Annotated in this window: 19 protein-coding genes; 9 read left to right on the forward strand and 10 right to left on the reverse strand. The window is 64.5% G+C overall.

Going from position 1 to position 16,068, the window contains the following annotated elements:
• Positions 1-6: 6 nt before the first annotated feature.
• Together ACNFCI_RS04780 and ACNFCI_RS04785 are read left to right on the forward strand one after the other, a co-directional pair.
• Entirely contained in the window at positions 7-573 is a 567-nt protein-coding gene (locus ACNFCI_RS04780; protein WP_084855199.1) for a cytochrome c oxidase assembly protein, read from the forward strand.
• Between the two features lie 16 nt (positions 574-589).
• Positions 590-1,477 (forward strand): cytochrome c oxidase subunit 3, encoded by an 888-nt coding sequence (locus ACNFCI_RS04785; RefSeq protein ID WP_324811967.1) that lies wholly within the window; start codon positions 590-592, stop codon positions 1,475-1,477.
• A 38-nt stretch (positions 1,478-1,515) separates the two neighbouring features.
• On the opposite strand, the gene ACNFCI_RS04790 is transcribed toward ACNFCI_RS04785, so the two are convergent.
• Complete coding sequence (locus ACNFCI_RS04790) at positions 1,516-1,719, reverse strand: twin transmembrane helix small protein (protein WP_084855197.1); 204 nt, start codon at positions 1,717-1,719, stop codon at positions 1,516-1,518.
• A gap of 63 nt (positions 1,720-1,782) precedes the next feature.
• Between ACNFCI_RS04790 and ACNFCI_RS04795 the strand changes: the two genes are divergently transcribed.
• The 5 genes from ACNFCI_RS04795 to ACNFCI_RS04815 are packed head-to-tail and all read left to right on the forward strand — an operon-like array spanning position 1,783 to position 5,672.
• Complete coding sequence (locus ACNFCI_RS04795) at positions 1,783-2,526, forward strand: SURF1 family protein (RefSeq protein ID WP_084855196.1); 744 nt, start codon at positions 1,783-1,785, stop codon at positions 2,524-2,526.
• The gene (locus ACNFCI_RS04800) at positions 2,492-3,076 is read left to right on the forward strand and encodes a hypothetical protein (protein WP_416767515.1); all 585 of its coding nucleotides are present in this window, start codon (positions 2,492-2,494) and stop codon (positions 3,074-3,076) included. The genes ACNFCI_RS04795 and ACNFCI_RS04800 overlap by 35 nt, the downstream gene beginning before the upstream one ends.
• A 9-nt stretch (positions 3,077-3,085) precedes the next feature.
• Positions 3,086-4,159 carry a COX15/CtaA family protein gene (locus tag ACNFCI_RS04805; RefSeq protein ID WP_324811974.1) on the forward strand — a complete coding sequence of 358 codons (1,074 nt, stop codon included), beginning with the start codon at positions 3,086-3,088 and terminating at the stop codon, positions 4,157-4,159.
• Positions 4,144-5,043, forward strand: a complete 900-nt coding sequence (gene cyoE / locus ACNFCI_RS04810; protein WP_084855193.1) for a heme o synthase — start codon at positions 4,144-4,146, stop codon at positions 5,041-5,043. The genes ACNFCI_RS04805 and cyoE overlap by 16 nt, the downstream gene beginning before the upstream one ends.
• A complete protein-coding gene (locus ACNFCI_RS04815; protein WP_084855192.1) occupies positions 5,040-5,672 on the forward strand; it encodes an SCO family protein in 633 nt (210 codons plus the stop codon). The genes cyoE and ACNFCI_RS04815 overlap by 4 nt, the downstream gene beginning before the upstream one ends.
• Before the next feature lie 90 nt (positions 5,673-5,762).
• On the opposite strand, the gene ACNFCI_RS04820 is transcribed toward ACNFCI_RS04815, so the two are convergent.
• The 3 genes from ACNFCI_RS04820 to ACNFCI_RS04830 form a co-directional block, all read right to left on the reverse strand.
• Positions 5,763-6,533, reverse strand: coding sequence for a MetQ/NlpA family ABC transporter substrate-binding protein (locus tag ACNFCI_RS04820; protein WP_084855191.1), 771 nt, complete (start codon positions 6,531-6,533; stop codon positions 5,763-5,765).
• Between the two features lie 64 nt (positions 6,534-6,597).
• Positions 6,598-7,269: a methionine ABC transporter permease gene (locus ACNFCI_RS04825; protein WP_084855190.1), complete on the reverse strand. Its 672-nt coding sequence runs from the start codon at positions 7,267-7,269 to the stop codon at positions 6,598-6,600.
• On the reverse strand, positions 7,269-8,276 hold the full coding sequence (locus tag ACNFCI_RS04830) for a methionine ABC transporter ATP-binding protein (RefSeq protein ID WP_084855189.1): 1,008 nt from the start codon (positions 8,274-8,276) through the stop codon (positions 7,269-7,271). Before ACNFCI_RS04830 ends, ACNFCI_RS04825 begins: the two co-directional genes overlap by 1 nt.
• A 222-nt stretch (positions 8,277-8,498) precedes the next feature.
• Between ACNFCI_RS04830 and katE the strand changes: the two genes are divergently transcribed.
• Positions 8,499-10,643 carry a catalase HPII gene (gene katE / locus ACNFCI_RS04835; RefSeq protein WP_324811985.1) on the forward strand — a complete coding sequence of 715 codons (2,145 nt, stop codon included), beginning with the start codon at positions 8,499-8,501 and terminating at the stop codon, positions 10,641-10,643.
• A 158-nt stretch (positions 10,644-10,801) separates the two neighbouring features.
• Here the strand turns inward: katE and ACNFCI_RS04840 are convergent, their stop codons facing one another.
• The 4 genes from ACNFCI_RS04840 to zur all read right to left on the reverse strand — a co-directional run bounded on the left by ACNFCI_RS04840 (position 10,802) and on the right by zur (position 13,667).
• Positions 10,802-11,506: a PA5502 family lipoprotein gene (locus tag ACNFCI_RS04840; RefSeq protein WP_368828699.1), complete on the reverse strand. Its 705-nt coding sequence runs from the start codon at positions 11,504-11,506 to the stop codon at positions 10,802-10,804.
• A 130-nt stretch (positions 11,507-11,636) separates the two neighbouring features.
• The gene (gene znuB, locus ACNFCI_RS04845; RefSeq protein WP_084855186.1) at positions 11,637-12,419 is read right to left on the reverse strand and encodes a zinc ABC transporter permease subunit ZnuB; all 783 of its coding nucleotides are present in this window, start codon (positions 12,417-12,419) and stop codon (positions 11,637-11,639) included.
• The gene (znuC, locus tag ACNFCI_RS04850; RefSeq protein WP_084855185.1) at positions 12,412-13,185 is read right to left on the reverse strand and encodes a zinc ABC transporter ATP-binding protein ZnuC; all 774 of its coding nucleotides are present in this window, start codon (positions 13,183-13,185) and stop codon (positions 12,412-12,414) included. Before znuC ends, znuB begins: the two co-directional genes overlap by 8 nt.
• The gene (gene zur / locus ACNFCI_RS04855) at positions 13,182-13,667 is read right to left on the reverse strand and encodes a zinc uptake transcriptional repressor Zur (RefSeq protein WP_224457535.1); all 486 of its coding nucleotides are present in this window, start codon (positions 13,665-13,667) and stop codon (positions 13,182-13,184) included. The genes znuC and zur overlap by 4 nt, the downstream gene beginning before the upstream one ends.
• Positions 13,668-13,685: 18 nt before the next feature.
• On the opposite strand from zur, the gene ACNFCI_RS04860 reads away from it, so the two are divergent.
• A complete protein-coding gene (locus ACNFCI_RS04860; RefSeq protein WP_324811988.1) occupies positions 13,686-14,639 on the forward strand; it encodes a zinc ABC transporter substrate-binding protein in 954 nt (317 codons plus the stop codon).
• Between the two features lie 104 nt (positions 14,640-14,743).
• On the opposite strand, the gene ACNFCI_RS04865 is transcribed toward ACNFCI_RS04860, so the two are convergent.
• Together ACNFCI_RS04865 and ACNFCI_RS04870 are read right to left on the reverse strand one after the other, a co-directional pair.
• Complete coding sequence (locus ACNFCI_RS04865; RefSeq protein ID WP_084855182.1) at positions 14,744-15,694, reverse strand: homoserine kinase; 951 nt, start codon at positions 15,692-15,694, stop codon at positions 14,744-14,746.
• A gap of 69 nt (positions 15,695-15,763) precedes the next feature.
• Complete coding sequence (locus ACNFCI_RS04870; RefSeq protein ID WP_043207720.1) at positions 15,764-16,051, reverse strand: DUF2782 domain-containing protein; 288 nt, start codon at positions 16,049-16,051, stop codon at positions 15,764-15,766.
• Positions 16,052-16,068: the final 17 nt, after the last annotated feature.

Raw genomic sequence — 16,068 nt, forward strand, 5'->3', positions numbered from 1 at the left:
GGGGTTATGAACGGCCTCTCGCTCAAGCGCCTGGTCACGCGCCTGCTGATGCTGACGGTGGTGATGTTCGCCTTCGGCTTCGCCCTGGTGCCGATCTACGACGTGATGTGCAAGGCGTTCGGCATCAACGGCAAGACCGGCGGGCAATACGAGGGCAGCCAGGTCAGCGACCCGACGCGCACGGTGCGGGTGCAGTTCATGTCGACCAATGCCAGCGACATGGTCTGGGAGTTCCACGCCACGGCCGACCAGCTGGAGGTCAACCCTGGGGCGGTCAACCAGATGGTCTTCGTGGCTCGCAACCCGACCGACAAGCCCATGAGCGCCCAGGCGATCCCCAGTATCACGCCAGCCGAGGCTGCGGCGTACTTCCACAAGACCGAGTGCTTCTGCTTCACCCAGCAGGTGCTGCAGCCAGGCGAACGCATCGAGATGCCGGTGCGGTTCATCGTCGACCGCGACCTGCCGGCCAGTGTGAAGCACCTGACACTGGCCTACACCTTGTTCGACATCACCGCTCGCCACCCGCCGGTCGCCCATGTCGCGGCCCAGGACGACCAGGGCGCCCGTTAAGGGAAGGAGAACAGCAATGGCAAGTCACGAGCACTACTACGTCCCGGCGCAGAGCAAGTGGCCGATCATCGCGACGATCGGCATGTTCATCACGGTGTTTGGCCTGGGTACCTGGTTCAACGACCTCAAGGCCGGCCACCCCGAGTCCCATGGGCCGCTGATCTTTTTCATCGGCGCGCTGTTCTTGGCCTACATGCTGTTCGGCTGGTTCGGTGCGGTGGTCAAGGAGAGCCGTGCCGGGCTGTATAGCGCACAGATGGACCGCTCGTTCCGCTGGGGTATGAGCTGGTTCATCTTCTCCGAGGTGATGTTCTTCCTGGCGTTCTTCGGCGCGCTGTTCTACGTGCGGGTGCTGGCCGGGCCTTGGCTGGGTGGCGAGGGGCACAAGGGCATCGCCCATATGCTCTGGCCGACGTTCGAGTTCGCCTGGCCGTTGCTGCACACACCGGACCCGAAGCTGTTCCCGCCACCGAAAGAGATCATCGACCCGTGGCACCTGCCGCTGATCAACACCATCCTGCTGGTGAGCTCCAGCGTGACGGTGACCATCGCCCACCATGCGTTGCGCAACAACCATCGCGGCACGCTGAAGCTGTGGCTGGGGCTGACTATCCTGCTGGGCCTTTCGTTCCTTGCGTTGCAGGCCTACGAGTATCACGAGGCCTACACCGAGCTGGGGCTGACGCTGGGCTCAGGGATCTACGGCGCGACTTTCTTCATGCTCACGGGATTCCACGGTGCCCACGTGACCTTGGGCACGCTGATCCTGATCGTGATGTTCTGCCGCGTGCTGCGCGGGCATTTCGACCCGGACAAGCACTTCGGTTTCGAAGCGGCGAGCTGGTATTGGCACTTCGTGGATGTGGTGTGGGTGGGGCTATTTATCTTCGTGTATGTGCTTTAGGCCTGTGCCGGCGATAGGGCCGCAGCTGGGCCACATGGTCAGAAGGGGGCGTGGGAGACCAGCTGGCCGCTGATCAGGCCCCAGGCCACCAGGGCGATGGTCAAGGTGGCCAGGGTGACACGCACGGTGAGGGCCTTGAGCAAGCGGGTCGACTGGTCGTCGTCCTTGACCAGGAACACCAGGCCGCTGAACAGGCTGGCGATGGTGGCCAACAGCATCAGGACAATCGCGGCCTTGAGCATGGCGAAACTCCGGGGGGATGCAGTGATGAACATCAGTATAGCGATCGGCCTGGCGAGGCCGCAGTGAGGCCGTTTCGCCCAGGCGTGGTACCAACTCTGGTGGTGCTCGCACTACTGCCAGGGCTGATCGCGCTCGGCTGTTGGCAACTGGGGCGTGCCGACGAGAAGCGGGCTCTGCTGGCCATCCATGCCGAGCGCCGTGTCGAAGCGCCACTGGCCAGCGGTCAGCTGGCGCAGGTACCTGACCCAGCCTACCGTCGCGTGCACCTGTACGGACGCTTCGACGGCGAGCACAGCCTGCTGTTGGATAATCGTATGCGCGATGGCCGGGCTGGCGTCGAGCTGCTGCAACCCTTCCATGACCAGGCGTCCGGGCTGTGGCTGCTGGTCAATCGCGGTTGGTTGCCCTGGCCGGACCGCCGCGAGCCCGTGCAATTCGACACACCCGCCCAGGCCCTGGCCCTAGACGCCGCGGTCTATGTCGCTCCCGGCGCCACCTTCCAACTGCACCCCGACCCGGTGGGCGGCCAATGGCCGCACCTGCTGACCGCCATCGACCCGGCCCGGCTGTGGCAACAACTGGGGCGTGAAGGTTTCGCCCATGAACTGCGTCTGGAGCCAGGCCCCGCCAGCTATCGACTGGACTGGCCGGTGGTCGCCATGGGCCCGGAAAAGCACCTGGGCTACGCCGTGCAGTGGTTTGCCCTGGCCACGGCACTGGTGCTGCTCTTCCTCTATTTCGGCTGGCATGACAAGAAAAAGGAGAACGACCATGGGCGCCGCAACGAGTCCACTGGACATGCCTGAACGCGGCAAACCCCGTGCGCGCGGGCGTTTGCAACTGATCCTGATCCTGCTGGTGGTGCTGGGGCCGATGATCCTCGCCACCAGCATGTACAAGCTCAAGTTCTGGGTGCCGGACGGCCGCAGCTATCACGGCCAGATGATCGGCAACGGCCAGGGCCGCAGCGATATCGGCATCGACGCCCAGGAGACGCGCTGGCAACTGCTGGTCAGTGCGCCGTCGGCCTGTGCTGCGGATTGCCAGCAGCTGGTGTACCTGGCGCGGCAGATCCAGATCGGCCTGGGCCGGGATGCCGCCCGTGCCAGCCATGCACTGGCCACGGCGCAACCGTTGGCAGCCGACTACCAAGCCTTGCTCGGCCGTGAGTACCCGCAGTTGCAGCGCTATTCGCTGGATACCCAGCGCTACGGCCAGAACGTCAGTACGCCCGGCCCGCAGCTGTGGATCGTCGACCCCCATGGCAACCTGGTGCTGCGCTACGACTCCAAGGTCAACGGCAAGCATGTGCTCGACGACCTGCGGCACCTGCTCAAGCTGTCCAACATCGGCTAGGAGGCCCCCATGGCCAGACCCGGATACCGCCTCGCTGTGTTCGCCACCCTGCTGGCACTGCTGGTCGTCCTGCTCGGTGCCTATACTCGCCTCACCCACGCCGGCCTCGGCTGCCCGGACTGGCCGGGTTGCTACGGTTTCATCGGCGTGCCCAAGACCGAAGCGCAGCTTGCCCATGCCGAGCTGCGCTTCCCGGACCATCCGGTTGAGCAGGACAAGGGCTGGGCAGAGATGGTCCATCGCTATTTCGCCGGCACCCTGGCGACAGTGATCGCCCTGCTGGCGTTCCAGGCCGTGCGCCGCCATGCCCGCGATGGCCAGCCCTATCGCCTGCCGCTGCTGTTGCTCGGTGTGGTGCTCGCCCAGGCGGCGTTCGGAATGTGGACGGTCACGCTCAAGCTCTGGCCCCAGGTGGTCACGGCCCATCTGCTGGGGGGCTTTACCACGCTGAGTTTGTTGTTCTTGTTGTCGCTGCGCCTGTCTCGGGCCTTTGCGCCATTGCCCAAGCTGCCCCTGAGCCTGCGTCGGATCGCGGCGCTGGCCTTGCTGGTGGTGATCGGGCAGATCGCCCTGGGGGGTTGGGTCAGCGCCAACTACGCGGCGGTGGCCTGCATCGACCTGCCGACCTGCCATGGCCAGTGGTGGCCAGCGGCGGATTTCAGCAACGGTTTCCACCTGACCCAGCACGTAGGGCCCAACTACCTGGGCGGGCAACTGGACAGCGATGCGCGCACGGCCATCCACATCAGCCACCGCCTCGGTGCCCTGATGGTGGTCGCGGTACTGCTGATGCTCAGCTGGAAACTGCATCGCAATGGCCTTACCGCGCTGGCGCGCCTGGTGTTGCTGGCGCTGGCTGTGCAGGTGGGCCTGGGCATCAGCAACGTACTGCTGCACCTGCCCCTGGGCGTTGCGGTGGCACACAACGCCGGTGGCGCCCTGCTGCTGCTGTGCATGGTGTTGGTCAACTACCGCATCCGTGTGGTCGACAAGGTCCGCGTGGGCCACGGCTGGCGCCTGACACCGGTGGCTGGCGTGGCGATCACTCCACAGATGAGGCATGAGTCGTGGCGACGCTTCTAGATCAAGGCCGGCGACAGGCCAGCTGGCGCGACTACCTGGAGCTGACCAAGCCGAAGGTGGTGGTGCTGATGCTGATCACATCCCTGGTGGGCATGTTCCTCGCCACCCGCGCCGGCGTGCCCTGGACCGTTCTGGTGTTCGGCAACCTCGGCATCGCGCTGTGCGCAGGTGGAGCCGCGGCGGTCAACCATGTGCTGGACCGGCGCATCGATGCATTGATGGCGCGTACCCACAAACGCCCGCTGGCCGAGGGCCGGGTCGCACCAGTGCCGGCGCTGGCGTTCGCCCTGGCCCTGGCGTTGCTGGGCATGGCAGTGCTGCTGGTGTTCACCAATGCCCTGACCGCCTGGCTGACGCTGGGCTCTCTGCTGGGTTATGCGGTGATCTACACGGGCTTTCTCAAGCGGGCCACGCCCCAGAACATCGTGATCGGCGGCCTGGCGGGCGCGATGCCGCCCTTGCTCGGTTGGGTGGCGGTGAGCGGGCATGTCAGCGCCGAGCCGCTGCTGCTGGTGCTGATCATTTTCGCCTGGACACCCCCCCATTTCTGGGCCTTGGCCATCCACCGCAAGGAAGAATACGCCAAGGCGGATATCCCCATGTTGCCGGTGACCCATGGCGAGCGCTATACCAAGCTGCACATCCTGCTCTATGCCTTCGTGCTGCTGGCGGTGAGCCTGCTGCCGTTCGTCATCCACATGAGCGGCCTGCTGTACCTGGCCTGTGCCCTGGCGCTTGGCCTGCGCTTTGTCCGTTGGGCCTGGGTGTTGTACCGTGGCACCCAGCCGCACGCCGCGATCGGCACCTTCAAGTACTCCATCGTGTACCTGTTCCTGCTGTTCATCGCGCTGCTCCTGGACCACTATCTGTTGCCGAGCCTATGACCCGAACCCAGAAAACCGTCTTCATCCTCGTTGCCGTGGTCGCCCTGATCCTCGGGCTGACCGTCAACAAGGTACTCAATGATCGCGGCCAGGCGAACCCGGCCGAGCTGATCGATGCTGGCATCATTCTCCTGCCGCAGAGCCGTACCGTGCCGGACGTGAAAATGACCGACCAGGATGGCCAGCCGGTGGCGCTGGACGCGCTCAAGGGCAAATGGTCGCTACTGTTCTTCGGCTACACCTACTGCCCGGACATCTGCCCGACCACCCTGGCCCAGCTGCGTCAAGTGAAGAGCGAGCTGCCTAAGGAGACGGTCGACCGTCTGCGGGTGGTGCTGGTGAGCGTTGACCCGAACCGGGACACGCCGAACCAGCTCAAGCAGTACCTGGGATATTTCGACAAGGATTTCGTCGGGGTGACGGGGTCGATCGAGGATACCCAGGCGCTGGCCAATGCCTTGAGCATTCCGTTCATCCCGGCCGATACCAGCAAGCCTGGGTACACCGTGGATCACAGCGGCAACCTGGCGATCGTCGGGCCGGACGGGCGCCAGCGTGGCTTCATTCGCGCGCCGGTTAACAATCAGAAACTGGTGGCGCAACTGCCAGGGCTGGTCAAGCGCGATTGAGTCCAAACACATCGCGGGGCAGCGCCGAACCTGTGGGAGAGGGCTTGCCCCACGATGGGGCCGCGCAAGGCGGCCCCTCTGGATATCGGCTCAGAACGCCGGAATCACCGCACCTTTGTACTTCTCGGTGATGAACTGCTTCACCTCTGGCGAATGCAGGGCATCGGCCAGTTTCTTCATGGCGGCGGAGTCCTTGTTGTCCGGGCGGGCCACTAAGATGTTCACGTACGGCGAGTCGCTGCCTTCAATGACCAGGGCGTCTTTTTCCGGGTTCAGCTTGGCTTCCAGCGCATAGTTGGTGTTGATCAGTGCCAGGTCGACCTGGGTCAGTACACGCGGGATGGTGGCCGCTTCCAGCTCGCGGAACTTCAGATTCTTGTCGTTGCTGGTGATGTCTTTAACGGTCGACAGGATGTTCTTGTTGTCCTTGAGTTTGATCACGCCGGCCTTGTCCAGCAGCAACAGGGCACGGCCGCCGTTGGTGGCGTCGTTGGGGATGACCACGGTGGCGCCGGACGGCAGCTCGTCGAGCTTCTTGATCTTGCTGGAGTAGGCGCCCAGCGGCTCCAGGTGCACGCCGGCGACGCTTACCAGCTCGGTGCCCTTGGCCTTGTTGAATTCGTCCAGGTACGGCTGGTGCTGGAAGAAGTTGGCATCCAGGCGCTTTTCCGCAACCTGTACGTTGGGCTGGATGTAGTCGGTGAATTCCTTGACCTTCAGCTCCACGCCTTCCTTGGCCAGTTGCGGCTTCACGAAGTTGAGGATCTCGGCGTGGGGTACCGGGGTGGCCGCGACGGTCAGGGATTCGGCGTTGGCCGAGAAGGCCGCGACAGCGGCGACAACAGCAAGCAGTTTCTTCATTGATCACTCCTTGTGAGGGCCGCGACGGCCCCCGAACGGGTCGGCCAGGCCGACCCCATTGGGGTTACTTACGGGAAAAATGCACCACCAGTTTGTCGCCGACACTCTGCAGGACTTGAACCAGGATCAGCAGCAGCACCACGGTGACCACCATCACATCGGTCTGGAAACGCTGGTAGCCGAAGCGGATGGCCAGGTCGCCCAGGCCGCCAGCACCGACCACACCGGCCATGGCGGTGTAGGACACCAGGGTGATGGCGGTGACGGTGATGGCCGCAAAGATGCCCGGGCGGGCCTCTGGCAGCAGGGCACTCATGATGATCTGGCGAGTGGTGGCGCCCATCGACTGGGTGGCTTCGATGATGCCACGGTCCACTTCACGCAGGGCCGTTTCCACCAGCCGCGCGAAGAATGGCGTGGCGCCCACCACCAAGGGTGGGATGGCGCCGGCGACACCGAGCGAGGTGCCGGTGATCAGCACGGTGATCGGGATCATGACGATCAGCAGGATGATGAACGGCAGCGAGCGCAGGATGTTCACCACCAGCGACAACAGCGCGTACACGCCCTTCTGTTCGAACATCTGCCGCGGGCCGCAGAGGAACAGCAGCACGCCCAGGGGCAGGCCCAGCAGCACGGTGAAGAACAGCGAGCCGAACAGCATGATCATGGTGTCGATTGTGGCCAGCCAGATTTCGGCCCAGTCGACGTTGGCGAAGAAATTCAGGGCGTCCATCAACGCAGTACCTCCATATGAACATCAGCTGCCTTGAAGCGCGCGAACGCCGCTTCCATGTCGCCGCCGGTGACGGCGAGCGTGAGCTGCCCATAGGGGACGTCCTTGATGCGGTCGATACGCCCGGCCAGGATGCTGTAGTCCACGCCGGTCTCGCGGGCCACGGTGCCCAGCAGTGGTGCGTAGGTGGCGTCGCCCTGGAAGGTCAGGCGCACGATGCGGCCCGGTACATGGGCGAAGTCGTCGCGCTGCTCGCTCTCGTCGACCTGCTCGTCTTCCTGGACGAAACGCTTGGTGGTCGGGTGCTGTGGGTGCAGGAACACATCCGCCACCGGGCCCAGCTCGACGATCTGCCCGGCATCCATCACCGCCACGCGGTCGCAGACCCGGCGGATCACGTCCATCTCATGGGTGATCAGCACGATGGTCAGCTTCAGCTCGCGGTTGATCTCGGCCAGCAACTGCAGGACCTGCCCGGTCGTCTGCGGGTCGAGCGCGCTGGTGGCCTCGTCGCACAGCAGGATCTTGGGGTTGGTGGACAGCGCACGGGCGATGCCGACGCGTTGCTTCTGGCCGCCGGAGAGCTGGGCCGGGTACTTCTTGGCGTGGTCCGAAAGGCCCACGCGGGCCAGCAGTTCGACCACGCGCTTGTCGATCTCGGCGCGCGACAACTCGCCAGCCAGGGTCAACGGCAGGGCCACATTGTCGGCCACGGTCTTGGAGGCCAGCAGGTTGAAGTGCTGGAAGATCATCCCGACCTGCTGGCGGAAGCGGCGCAACTGGTTGGCATCGAAGGCGGTGACATCCTCGCCGTCGACGATGATCTTGCCGCCGGTGGGCGCTTCCAGGCGGTTGATCAGGCGCAGCAAGGTGCTCTTGCCGGCGCCGGAGTGCCCGATCAGGCCGAACACCTGGCCATTTTCGATGGCCAGGCTGGTCGGATTGAGGGCGGGAATATCCCTACCGCCGACGCGGTAGGTCTTGTGGACATTTTGAAACTCGATCACTGAGCGAACCTTGTGGGGCGCATGGAATTTGGGTCAGCGGTAAGCCGGGCCGCGCATTTTAGCCTGTTCCCATAGTTGTTCTTAGCATTTATTTCGACTTCAACCAATCCGTTGGGCATAACGCGACAACCGGTAATCCGATTGAACGCTCGCGAACGGCTGCCAGTCACTACTTGAACGAGCCCGAACGGGCCGCCTGTAGACAGCTGAGGAGAGCCGACCATGTCCAGCAAGACCCCGGATTCGCCCAAGGAAAGCCAACTCGCGGGCACCCACACCCCCGATCGCGCCAACACCAACGCCAAGCTGCAAAGCCTGGAGGATGTACGCCGCGACGCCACCGGCCAGGCCTTGCGCACCAACCAGGGGGTGAAGATCGCCGATAACCAGAACACCCTGAAAGCTGGCGCGCGTGGGCCTTCGCTGCTCGAAGACTTCATCATGCGCGAGAAGATCACCCACTTCGACCATGAGCGCATACCCGAACGCATCGTCCATGCCCGCGGGACCGGCGCCCATGGCTACTTCCAGAGCTATGGCTGCCATGCGCAGCTGACCAAGGCCGGGTTCCTGCAGGACCCGGAAAAGATCACCCCGGTATTCGTGCGCTTCTCCACGGTACAAGGGCCGCGCGGCTCAGGCGATACGGTGCGCGACGTACGTGGCTTCGCGGTGAAGTTCTATACCGACGAAGGCAATTTCGACCTGGTGGGCAACAATATGCCGGTGTTCTTCATTCAGGACGCGATCAAGTTTCCTGATTTCGTCCACGCGGTGAAGCCCGAGCCGCACAATGAGGTCCCCACCGGCGCCTCGGCCCACGACACGTTCTGGGACTTCGTCTCGCTGGTGCCGGAATCGGCGCACATGGTGATGTGGGCGATGTCCGACCGCGCCATCCCGCGCAGCCTGCGAATGATGGAGGGCTTCGGCGTGCACACCTTCCGCCTGGTCAATGCCCAGGGCGAGGCGACTTTCGTCAAGTTCCATTGGAAACCGCGCCAGGGCGTGCATTCGGTGCTCTGGGACGAAGCCCAGAAGCTCGGTGGCAAAGACCCCGACTTCCATCGTCGTGACCTGTGGGAAGCCATCGAGACCGGCGACTATCCCGAATGGGAGCTGGGTGTACAGATCGTCGCCGAGGCGGATGAGCACGCATTCGATTTCGACCTGCTCGACCCGACCAAGATCATCCCCGAGGAGCTGGTGCCGGTGACGCCGCTGGGCAAGATGGTGCTCAACCGCAACCCGGACAACTTCTTCGCCGAAGTCGAACAGGTTGCGTTCTGCCCGGGCCACATCGTGCCGGGCATCGACTTCACCAACGACCCGCTGCTGCAGGGTCGGTTGTTCTCCTACACCGACACCCAGCTCAGCCGCCTCGGTGGGCCGAACTTCCACGAAATCCCGATCAACCGACCGATCGTGCCCAACCATAATGGCCAGCGCGACGCCATGCACCGCATGACCATCGACAAAGGCCGAACCTCCTACGAGCCCAACTCCATCGATGGCGGCTGGCCCAAGGAAACGCCGCCGGCCGCACAGGATGGTGGTTTCGAGAGCTACCAGGAACGTATCGATGCGCACAAGATCCGCCAGCGCAGCGACTCGTTCAGCGATCATTTCTCCCAGGCGCGGCTGTTCTTCCAGAGCATGAGCCCTACCGAGCAGCAGCACATCATCAAGGCCTACAGCTTCGAACTGGGCAAGGTGGAGCGTGAGGCCATCCGGGCTCGGGAAGTCAACGAAATCCTGGCCAATATCGACCTGAAGCTCGCCGCTGCGGTGGCCGCCAACCTGGGCCTGCCCGCGCCCACGGCCGGTACCGTGCAGGTCAAGGGGGCGACGCCGGCACAGTCTCCGGCCTTGAGTCAAATGAACCACCCTGGCCGTGTCGGCATCAAGGGGCGCAAGGTCGCCTTGCTGGTGGCCGATGGTGTCGATGGTGCGGATGTCGATCGGCTGGTCAAGGCGTTCGAGGCCAAGAGTGCGCGCATCCTGGTATTGGGGCCGACCTCGGCGCCGGTCACCACCGCCCAGGGCCAGACGTTGCCGGTGGATGCCTCAATGGAAGGCATGCCGTCGGTAATGGTAGATGGCCTGTGGGTGCCGGCTGGCAAGGCGGCGCTGGAGACGTTGGGCAAGAGCGGCCTGGCCAAGCACTACCTGCTCGAAGCCTACAAGCACCTCAAGCCGATGGGGCTGGCGAGTGACGGCAAGGCGTTGCTGGATACGCTGGGGCTCAAGGAGGATACGGGCCTGCTGCTGGGCAATGACCAGGCGGCGGTGGATGGCTTCGTGAAGGCGCTGGAGCAGCACCGGGTATGGGCACGCGAGGCGATGGCCGAGGCGATTCCGGCGTGAAGGCCGGGGCAGGGCGCTTTCCGTAGGCAAGCACCCTGCCCCTGTGGGAGCATTTGTCTTGAGATTATGCCTGGGGCCGCTACCCGCCCCTTTCGCGACACAAGGCCCCTGCCACAGAACCTCCGCAAAATCAGATGGTGTAAAACACCCCTGACTCGTCAGGACCGATGCGGAACCAGCACCACCTGGGCCGGCAGCGCACGCTGGATCTCATGCCGCTGCTTGAGCTCGAACCCGCTGTCGAGCTTGTGCACGCGCTTGTGCAGCAAGGTCTTGAGCCATGGCGCGTCGTCTTTGCGTGGGACCTGGAACACCACCTCGCACTGGTAGTTCACCACGTCGGCGGCGATGTCATCCAGCTGGCGGCGCATGGCGCGAATATCGGTGGTCTTCAGAGCCACCACGGTGCTGGGGGCGCTCGGGTCGAGCACGCGGGCCTTGGGCTTGGCCTCGGCCGCCTTCAGCGCAGCTTCTGCTTTCTCCAGCTCGGCCCTGCGTGCCTGGGCCACGGCATCGCCACCGGTGACCGCCGGTGCCTGAGGCATCAGCGCGCGCGCGCGGGCCAGTGCGACGGCGGCGGCATTGACATCACCTTTTTGCAATACGATCTGGCTGCGCTGCAGGTAGGCCTCGGCCAGTTGGCGCTGGTAGGGCTCCAGGCGCGCATCACCGGGCGACTGGGCCTGCAGGGCTGACAGCTGGTCTTCGGCGGTGGCCAACTCGTTGCTGGCGATACTCTGTTGCAATGCCTGCCAGGCATCGACCTGGGCCGGTGCGGCCGGTCCGGTCGGGGTACTGGAACAGGCCGCCAGGAACAGGGAAAACGCGACAACAAGCAGAAAACGGGAGGCGAACGGCTTCATTCCTGCGACTCTCTATTTGCGCAAAAAGCGAGCAAGTCTACACCCAGGTGCGCACGCTCGAAAATAAGTCTTACAGACCCTTTACCCACGAAAAGGTTGCAGATGTACCTGCATGACCACCCTGAATTTTTCAGCGTTTGGGCAACGCCAGGCTCAGCAAGAATAGCACTGCGGCGCAGACCACGATCGATGGACCGGCCGGGGTGTCCTTGAACCAGGACATGGCCAGGCCGCCGCAGACTGCGACGACGCCCAGCAGGCTGGCACCCAGGGCCATCTGTTCGGGCGAGCGGGCGTGACGTTGTGCCGCGGCCGCAGGAATGATCAGCAGCGAGGTGATCAGCAGCACGCCAACGATCTTCATGGCCACGGCGATCACCACGGCGATCAGCAGCATCAGCGCCAGGCGCAGGCCGGTTACCGGCAGCCCCTCGACCATCGCCAGCTCCTCATGCACGGTCACTGCCAGCAACGGCCGCCACAAGGCGGCGAGCAGCAGCAGGACCAAGGCGCTGCCGCCCAGGATCCAGGCCAGGTCGGTGGGGCTGATGGCCAGGAGGTCGCCAAACAGGTAGGCCATCAGGTCGATGCGTACATCGCGCATGAAGCTCAGGGCCACCAGGCCCAGTGACAGGGTACTGGGTGCGAGGATGCCAAGCAGGGTGTCGGAGGCCAGGGGCTGACGTTGCTGCAGGGTGACCAAAAGGATGGCCAGCAGCAGGCAGCCGACGGTGACCGCCAGCGCCGGGCTGATGTCCAGCGCCAGGCCCAGGGCCACGCCGAGCAACGCGGCGTGGGACAGGGTATCGCCGAAATAGGCCATGCGCCGCCACACCACGAACGAACCCAGGGGGCCAGCCACCAGCGCCAGGGCCAGGCCCGCAAGCAAGGCGTAGAGAAGAAAATCAGCCATGCTTGCAGTGCTCTCCGTGAACATGGGTGCCGGGGGCTATCACCGAGCCGTGCAAGTCGTGGCGGTGATCGTGATGATGGTGGTAGACGGCCAGGCTCGGGGCGTTCTGGCCGAACAGCTCGACGAAGGCCGGATCGCCGCTGACCTGCTCCGGGTGGCCCGAACAGCACACATGGCGGTTCAGGCAGACCACCTGGTCTGTGGTGCTCATCACCAGATGCAGGTCGTGGGATACCATCAGGACGCCACAGCCATGGCGGTCGCGCAGACGGGTGATCAGGCTGTACAGTTCGGCCTGGCCGGCCACGTCGACGCCCTGCACGGGTTCGTCGAGCACCAGCAGCTCCGGTTCACGCAGCAATGCACGGGCCAGCAGCACGCGTTGCATCTCGCCGCCGGAGATGGTCTGGATGGGGCTGTCGATGACCTGCTCGGCGCCCACTTCCTGCAACGCGGCCAGCGCTGCGGCGCGGTCGACACCCGGCACCAGGCGCAGGAAACGCAGCACGGACAGCGGCAGGGTGGCATCCACCTGGATTTTCTGCGGCATGTAGCCGATGCGCAACCGGGGCTTGCGCCAGACCTTGCCACGGTGCGGCTTGAGCAGGCCGAGCACGGCGCGCACCAACGTGGTCTTGCCGGCGCCGTTGGGGCCGATCAGGGTCACGATCTGGCGCGGGGCTACCGACAGGTCGATGCTATCGAGCACCGCCTCGCCGGCGAAGGTGACCCCGACCTGCTCGAGGCGGATCAGCGCGTCGCTCATGCTTGCCCCTGGCAGTTGCCACACAGGCCGACCACCTCGACGGTTTGCGTCTCGACGGTGAAGCCCACGCCCTTGGCGCTGCTGACGATGGCGTCGCTGATGCTCTCCTGCTCCAGCTCGATGGCGACGTGGCAGTGGCGGCAGATCAGGAACTGCCCCTGATGCGCGTGCTCGGGGTGACTGCAGCCGATGAAGGCATTGAGCGAGGCGATGCGGTGTACCAGGCCATTCTCCAACAGGAAGTCCAGGGCGCGGTACACGGTTGGCGGTGCGGCGCGGCGGCCGTCCTGCTCGCTCAATACCGCGAGGATGTCGTAGGCGCCCAGCGGTTTGTGGCTCTGCCAGACCAACTCCAGCACACGCCGGCGCAAGGCGGTCAGGCGCAGCCCCTGGCGGTTGCACAGGGTATCGGCTTCGGCCAGCGCACTGTGGACGCAGTGGGAGTGATCGTGTGGACGGTTGGCCAGCGGCGTGATGGACATGGGCAGCGACGGTTCTGGATGGAGACGTTATTATGTTACTCCTTTCTGGCTCGCCGAGTATTCATCGTGTCCCGATTGCTAGCTCTTTTTGTCGCTTTCATCGCCTTCTCGGCCCATGCCGAGGTGCGCGTGCTGACCAGTATCAAACCCTTGCAGCAGATTGCCGCGGCGGTCCAGGACGGGGTGGGCAGCCCGGAAGTATTGCTCCCGCCTGGCGCTTCGCCGCATCACTACGCCTTGCGCCCTTCCGATGTGCGGCGTGTCGCCGAGGCCGACCTGCTGTACTGGATCGGCCCGGACATGGAAAGCTTCCTGCCTCGCGTGCTCAAGGGGCGCAGCAAAGCAAACGTGGCGGTGCAGTCGCTCGAAGGCATGCATTTGCGTCACTTCGGCGAAGGTGGCGAAGCCCATGAGGAAGACCACGACGACCATGACCATGATCATCGCCCGGGCAGCCTCGATGCACACCTGTGGTTGGCGTCGGCCAATGCACGGGTGATCGCGGCGAAGATGGCCAGCGATATGGCTGCCGCCGACCCGGCCAATGCCGCCCGCTACCAGGCCAACCTCAAGGCCTTCGTCGCGCGCCTGGACGCCCTCGACCAGCGCCTGCAGGCCCGCGTCGCCGGCATCAAGGGCAAGCCCTACTTCGTGTTCCACGAGGCGTTCGACTACTTCGAGGCGGCCTATGGCCTGGCCCATGCCGGGGTGTTCAGCGTGGCCTCGGAAGTGCAGCCGGGCGCACAGCATGTCGCGGCCATGCGCAAACGCCTGCAGGAAGTGGGCAAGACCTGTGTGTTCAGCGAGCCACCGCTGCGTCCGCGCCTGGCCGAGACCCTGACGGCCGGCCTGCCGGTGCGGTTGGCCGAGCTCGACGCCCTGGGCGGGAACGACCCTGTGGATGCCAAGGGGTATGAGCGGTTGCTGGAGAAGCTGGGCAATGACCTGGCGGGGTGCCTGGAACAGCTGTAAATCGATGGAGACCTTTTCGCGGGGAAACCCGTTCCCACAGGGATAGCGCACATTTCGAGGCTGGCGCTGTGGGAGCGGGTTCACCCGCGAAGAAGCAGACGAGGTCAGAGGGCGAACGGCAGGCTCAGCGCCACCTGCTGGCGCTGCGCCAGACGCACCTCGAACTCGCTCGGGTCATGGATCATCACGTCCATCCCGGCGAACGCCTGGGCCGCGATCAGCCGCGACAGCCAGAAGCGCACGCAGCCTACGCGCAGCATGACCGGCCATAGCTCGGCCTCGGCAGCGGTGAACGGGCGCAGCGCTGCATAGGCCGCCAGCAGTGCCTGGGCGCGGGGCACGTCGATGCCGCCGGCTTCGTCCAGGCACCAGTCGTTCACGGTGATGGCGATGTCATACAGCATCGGGCCTGAGCAGGCGTTGTAGAAATCGATCAGGCCTGTCAGGTGCGTGCCTTCGAACATCACGTTGTCGCGGAACAGGTCGGCATGCAGGTTGGCCCGTGGCAAGGCCAGGATCTGCGCCTTGTGCGCAGTGATCTCATCCAGTGCCGGCGTCAACAGCGCGGCCTGCGCCTGGCTCAGGCCCGGCAGCAGCTGCGCACCGGAGGCGAGCATCCAGTCCAGGCCGCGGTCGGTGCGGCGTTCGATGATGCGCTCGCGGGTAGCCAGGTGAATGTGCGCCAGCAGCTCACCCACCTGGGCGCAGTGCTGATTGTTCGGCGCCTTGATGTGCTTGCCCGACAGCCGCGGCTGCAGCAGCGCAGGCTTGCCGCACAGCTCGCGCAGGCCTTGGCCGTTGCGGTCGCGCACGGCGTAGGGCACCGGCATGTTGGCATCGTGCAGCACGTCGAGCAGCTCGATGAAGAACGGCATGTCTTCGGCCGGCCCGCGCTCGATCAGTGTGAGGACGAACTCCCCTTGCTCCAGGCTGATGAAGAAATTGCTGTTCTCGGTACCGGCGGCGATGCCCTGGAAGTCGAGCAGGCGGCCCAGCTCGTATGGCGCCAGAAAGGTTTCCAGCTCAGGCCGGGTCACGGGGGTGAAGACTGACATGATGAAAAGAAGCCCATGCGGGCACTCCCACCCGGAAGTGCCTGGTTGATAAGAACGGTACGCCTCAGATTACCACTCGAAGATCTTCCAGGACGGAATCAGCATGTCCGGCTGGTCGGAACGAATGAAATTACCTTCGGAGCCATCGGCGCGTACCAGGAAATAAGGCTTGCCGTGCTTGGGCGTCACCTTGATCGCATACAGGAAGCCGTTCTGCCGGTACTCCTGGATGGTTTTGTCGCCTTCCGTGCGAATGGTCACATCGGGATCAGCCGATGGGGCGTCTTCCGCCGCCAGGGTGACGACCGGCATGGTGGCCAACAGACCGAGCAGTAACAGGCGATTGAGTGTACGCATGATAACCTTGTCCCTTT

Origin of the sequence: Pseudomonas sp. NY15356 (assembly GCF_048068175.1) — a bacterium.
Lineage (GTDB): Bacteria > Pseudomonadota > Gammaproteobacteria > Pseudomonadales > Pseudomonadaceae > Aquipseudomonas > Aquipseudomonas putida_K.

Excerpts from the sequence above, each read along its gene's own strand:
- ACNFCI_RS04825 (WP_084855190.1), bottom strand. The coding sequence starts at position 7,269 with ATGGACGCCCTGAATTTCTTCGCCAACGTCGACTGGGCCGAAATCTGG.
- ACNFCI_RS04785 (WP_324811967.1), top strand. The coding sequence starts at position 590 with ATGGCAAGTCACGAGCACTACTACGTCCCGGCGCAGAGCAAGTGGCCG.
- ACNFCI_RS04790 (WP_084855197.1), bottom strand. The coding sequence starts at position 1,719 with ATGCTCAAGGCCGCGATTGTCCTGATGCTGTTGGCCACCATCGCCAGC.
- zur (WP_224457535.1), bottom strand. The coding sequence starts at position 13,667 with ATGTCCATCACGCCGCTGGCCAACCGTCCACACGATCACTCCCACTGC.
- ACNFCI_RS04780 (WP_084855199.1), top strand. The coding sequence starts at position 7 with ATGAACGGCCTCTCGCTCAAGCGCCTGGTCACGCGCCTGCTGATGCTG.
- ACNFCI_RS04800 (WP_416767515.1), top strand. The coding sequence starts at position 2,492 with ATGGGCGCCGCAACGAGTCCACTGGACATGCCTGAACGCGGCAAACCC.
- ACNFCI_RS04820 (WP_084855191.1), bottom strand. The coding sequence starts at position 6,533 with ATGAAGAAACTGCTTGCTGTTGTCGCCGCTGTCGCGGCCTTCTCGGCC.
- ACNFCI_RS04870 (WP_043207720.1), bottom strand. The coding sequence starts at position 16,051 with ATGCGTACACTCAATCGCCTGTTACTGCTCGGTCTGTTGGCCACCATG.
- ACNFCI_RS04865 (WP_084855182.1), bottom strand. The coding sequence starts at position 15,694 with ATGTCAGTCTTCACCCCCGTGACCCGGCCTGAGCTGGAAACCTTTCTG.
- katE (WP_324811985.1), top strand. The coding sequence starts at position 8,499 with ATGTCCAGCAAGACCCCGGATTCGCCCAAGGAAAGCCAACTCGCGGGC.
- ACNFCI_RS04860 (WP_324811988.1), top strand. The coding sequence starts at position 13,686 with ATGGAGACGTTATTATGTTACTCCTTTCTGGCTCGCCGAGTATTCATC.
- ACNFCI_RS04815 (WP_084855192.1), top strand. The coding sequence starts at position 5,040 with ATGACCCGAACCCAGAAAACCGTCTTCATCCTCGTTGCCGTGGTCGCC.
- ACNFCI_RS04805 (WP_324811974.1), top strand. The coding sequence starts at position 3,086 with ATGGCCAGACCCGGATACCGCCTCGCTGTGTTCGCCACCCTGCTGGCA.
- znuC (WP_084855185.1), bottom strand. The coding sequence starts at position 13,185 with ATGAGCGACGCGCTGATCCGCCTCGAGCAGGTCGGGGTCACCTTCGCC.
- ACNFCI_RS04840 (WP_368828699.1), bottom strand. The coding sequence starts at position 11,506 with ATGAAGCCGTTCGCCTCCCGTTTTCTGCTTGTTGTCGCGTTTTCCCTG.
- znuB (WP_084855186.1), bottom strand. The coding sequence starts at position 12,419 with ATGGCTGATTTTCTTCTCTACGCCTTGCTTGCGGGCCTGGCCCTGGCG.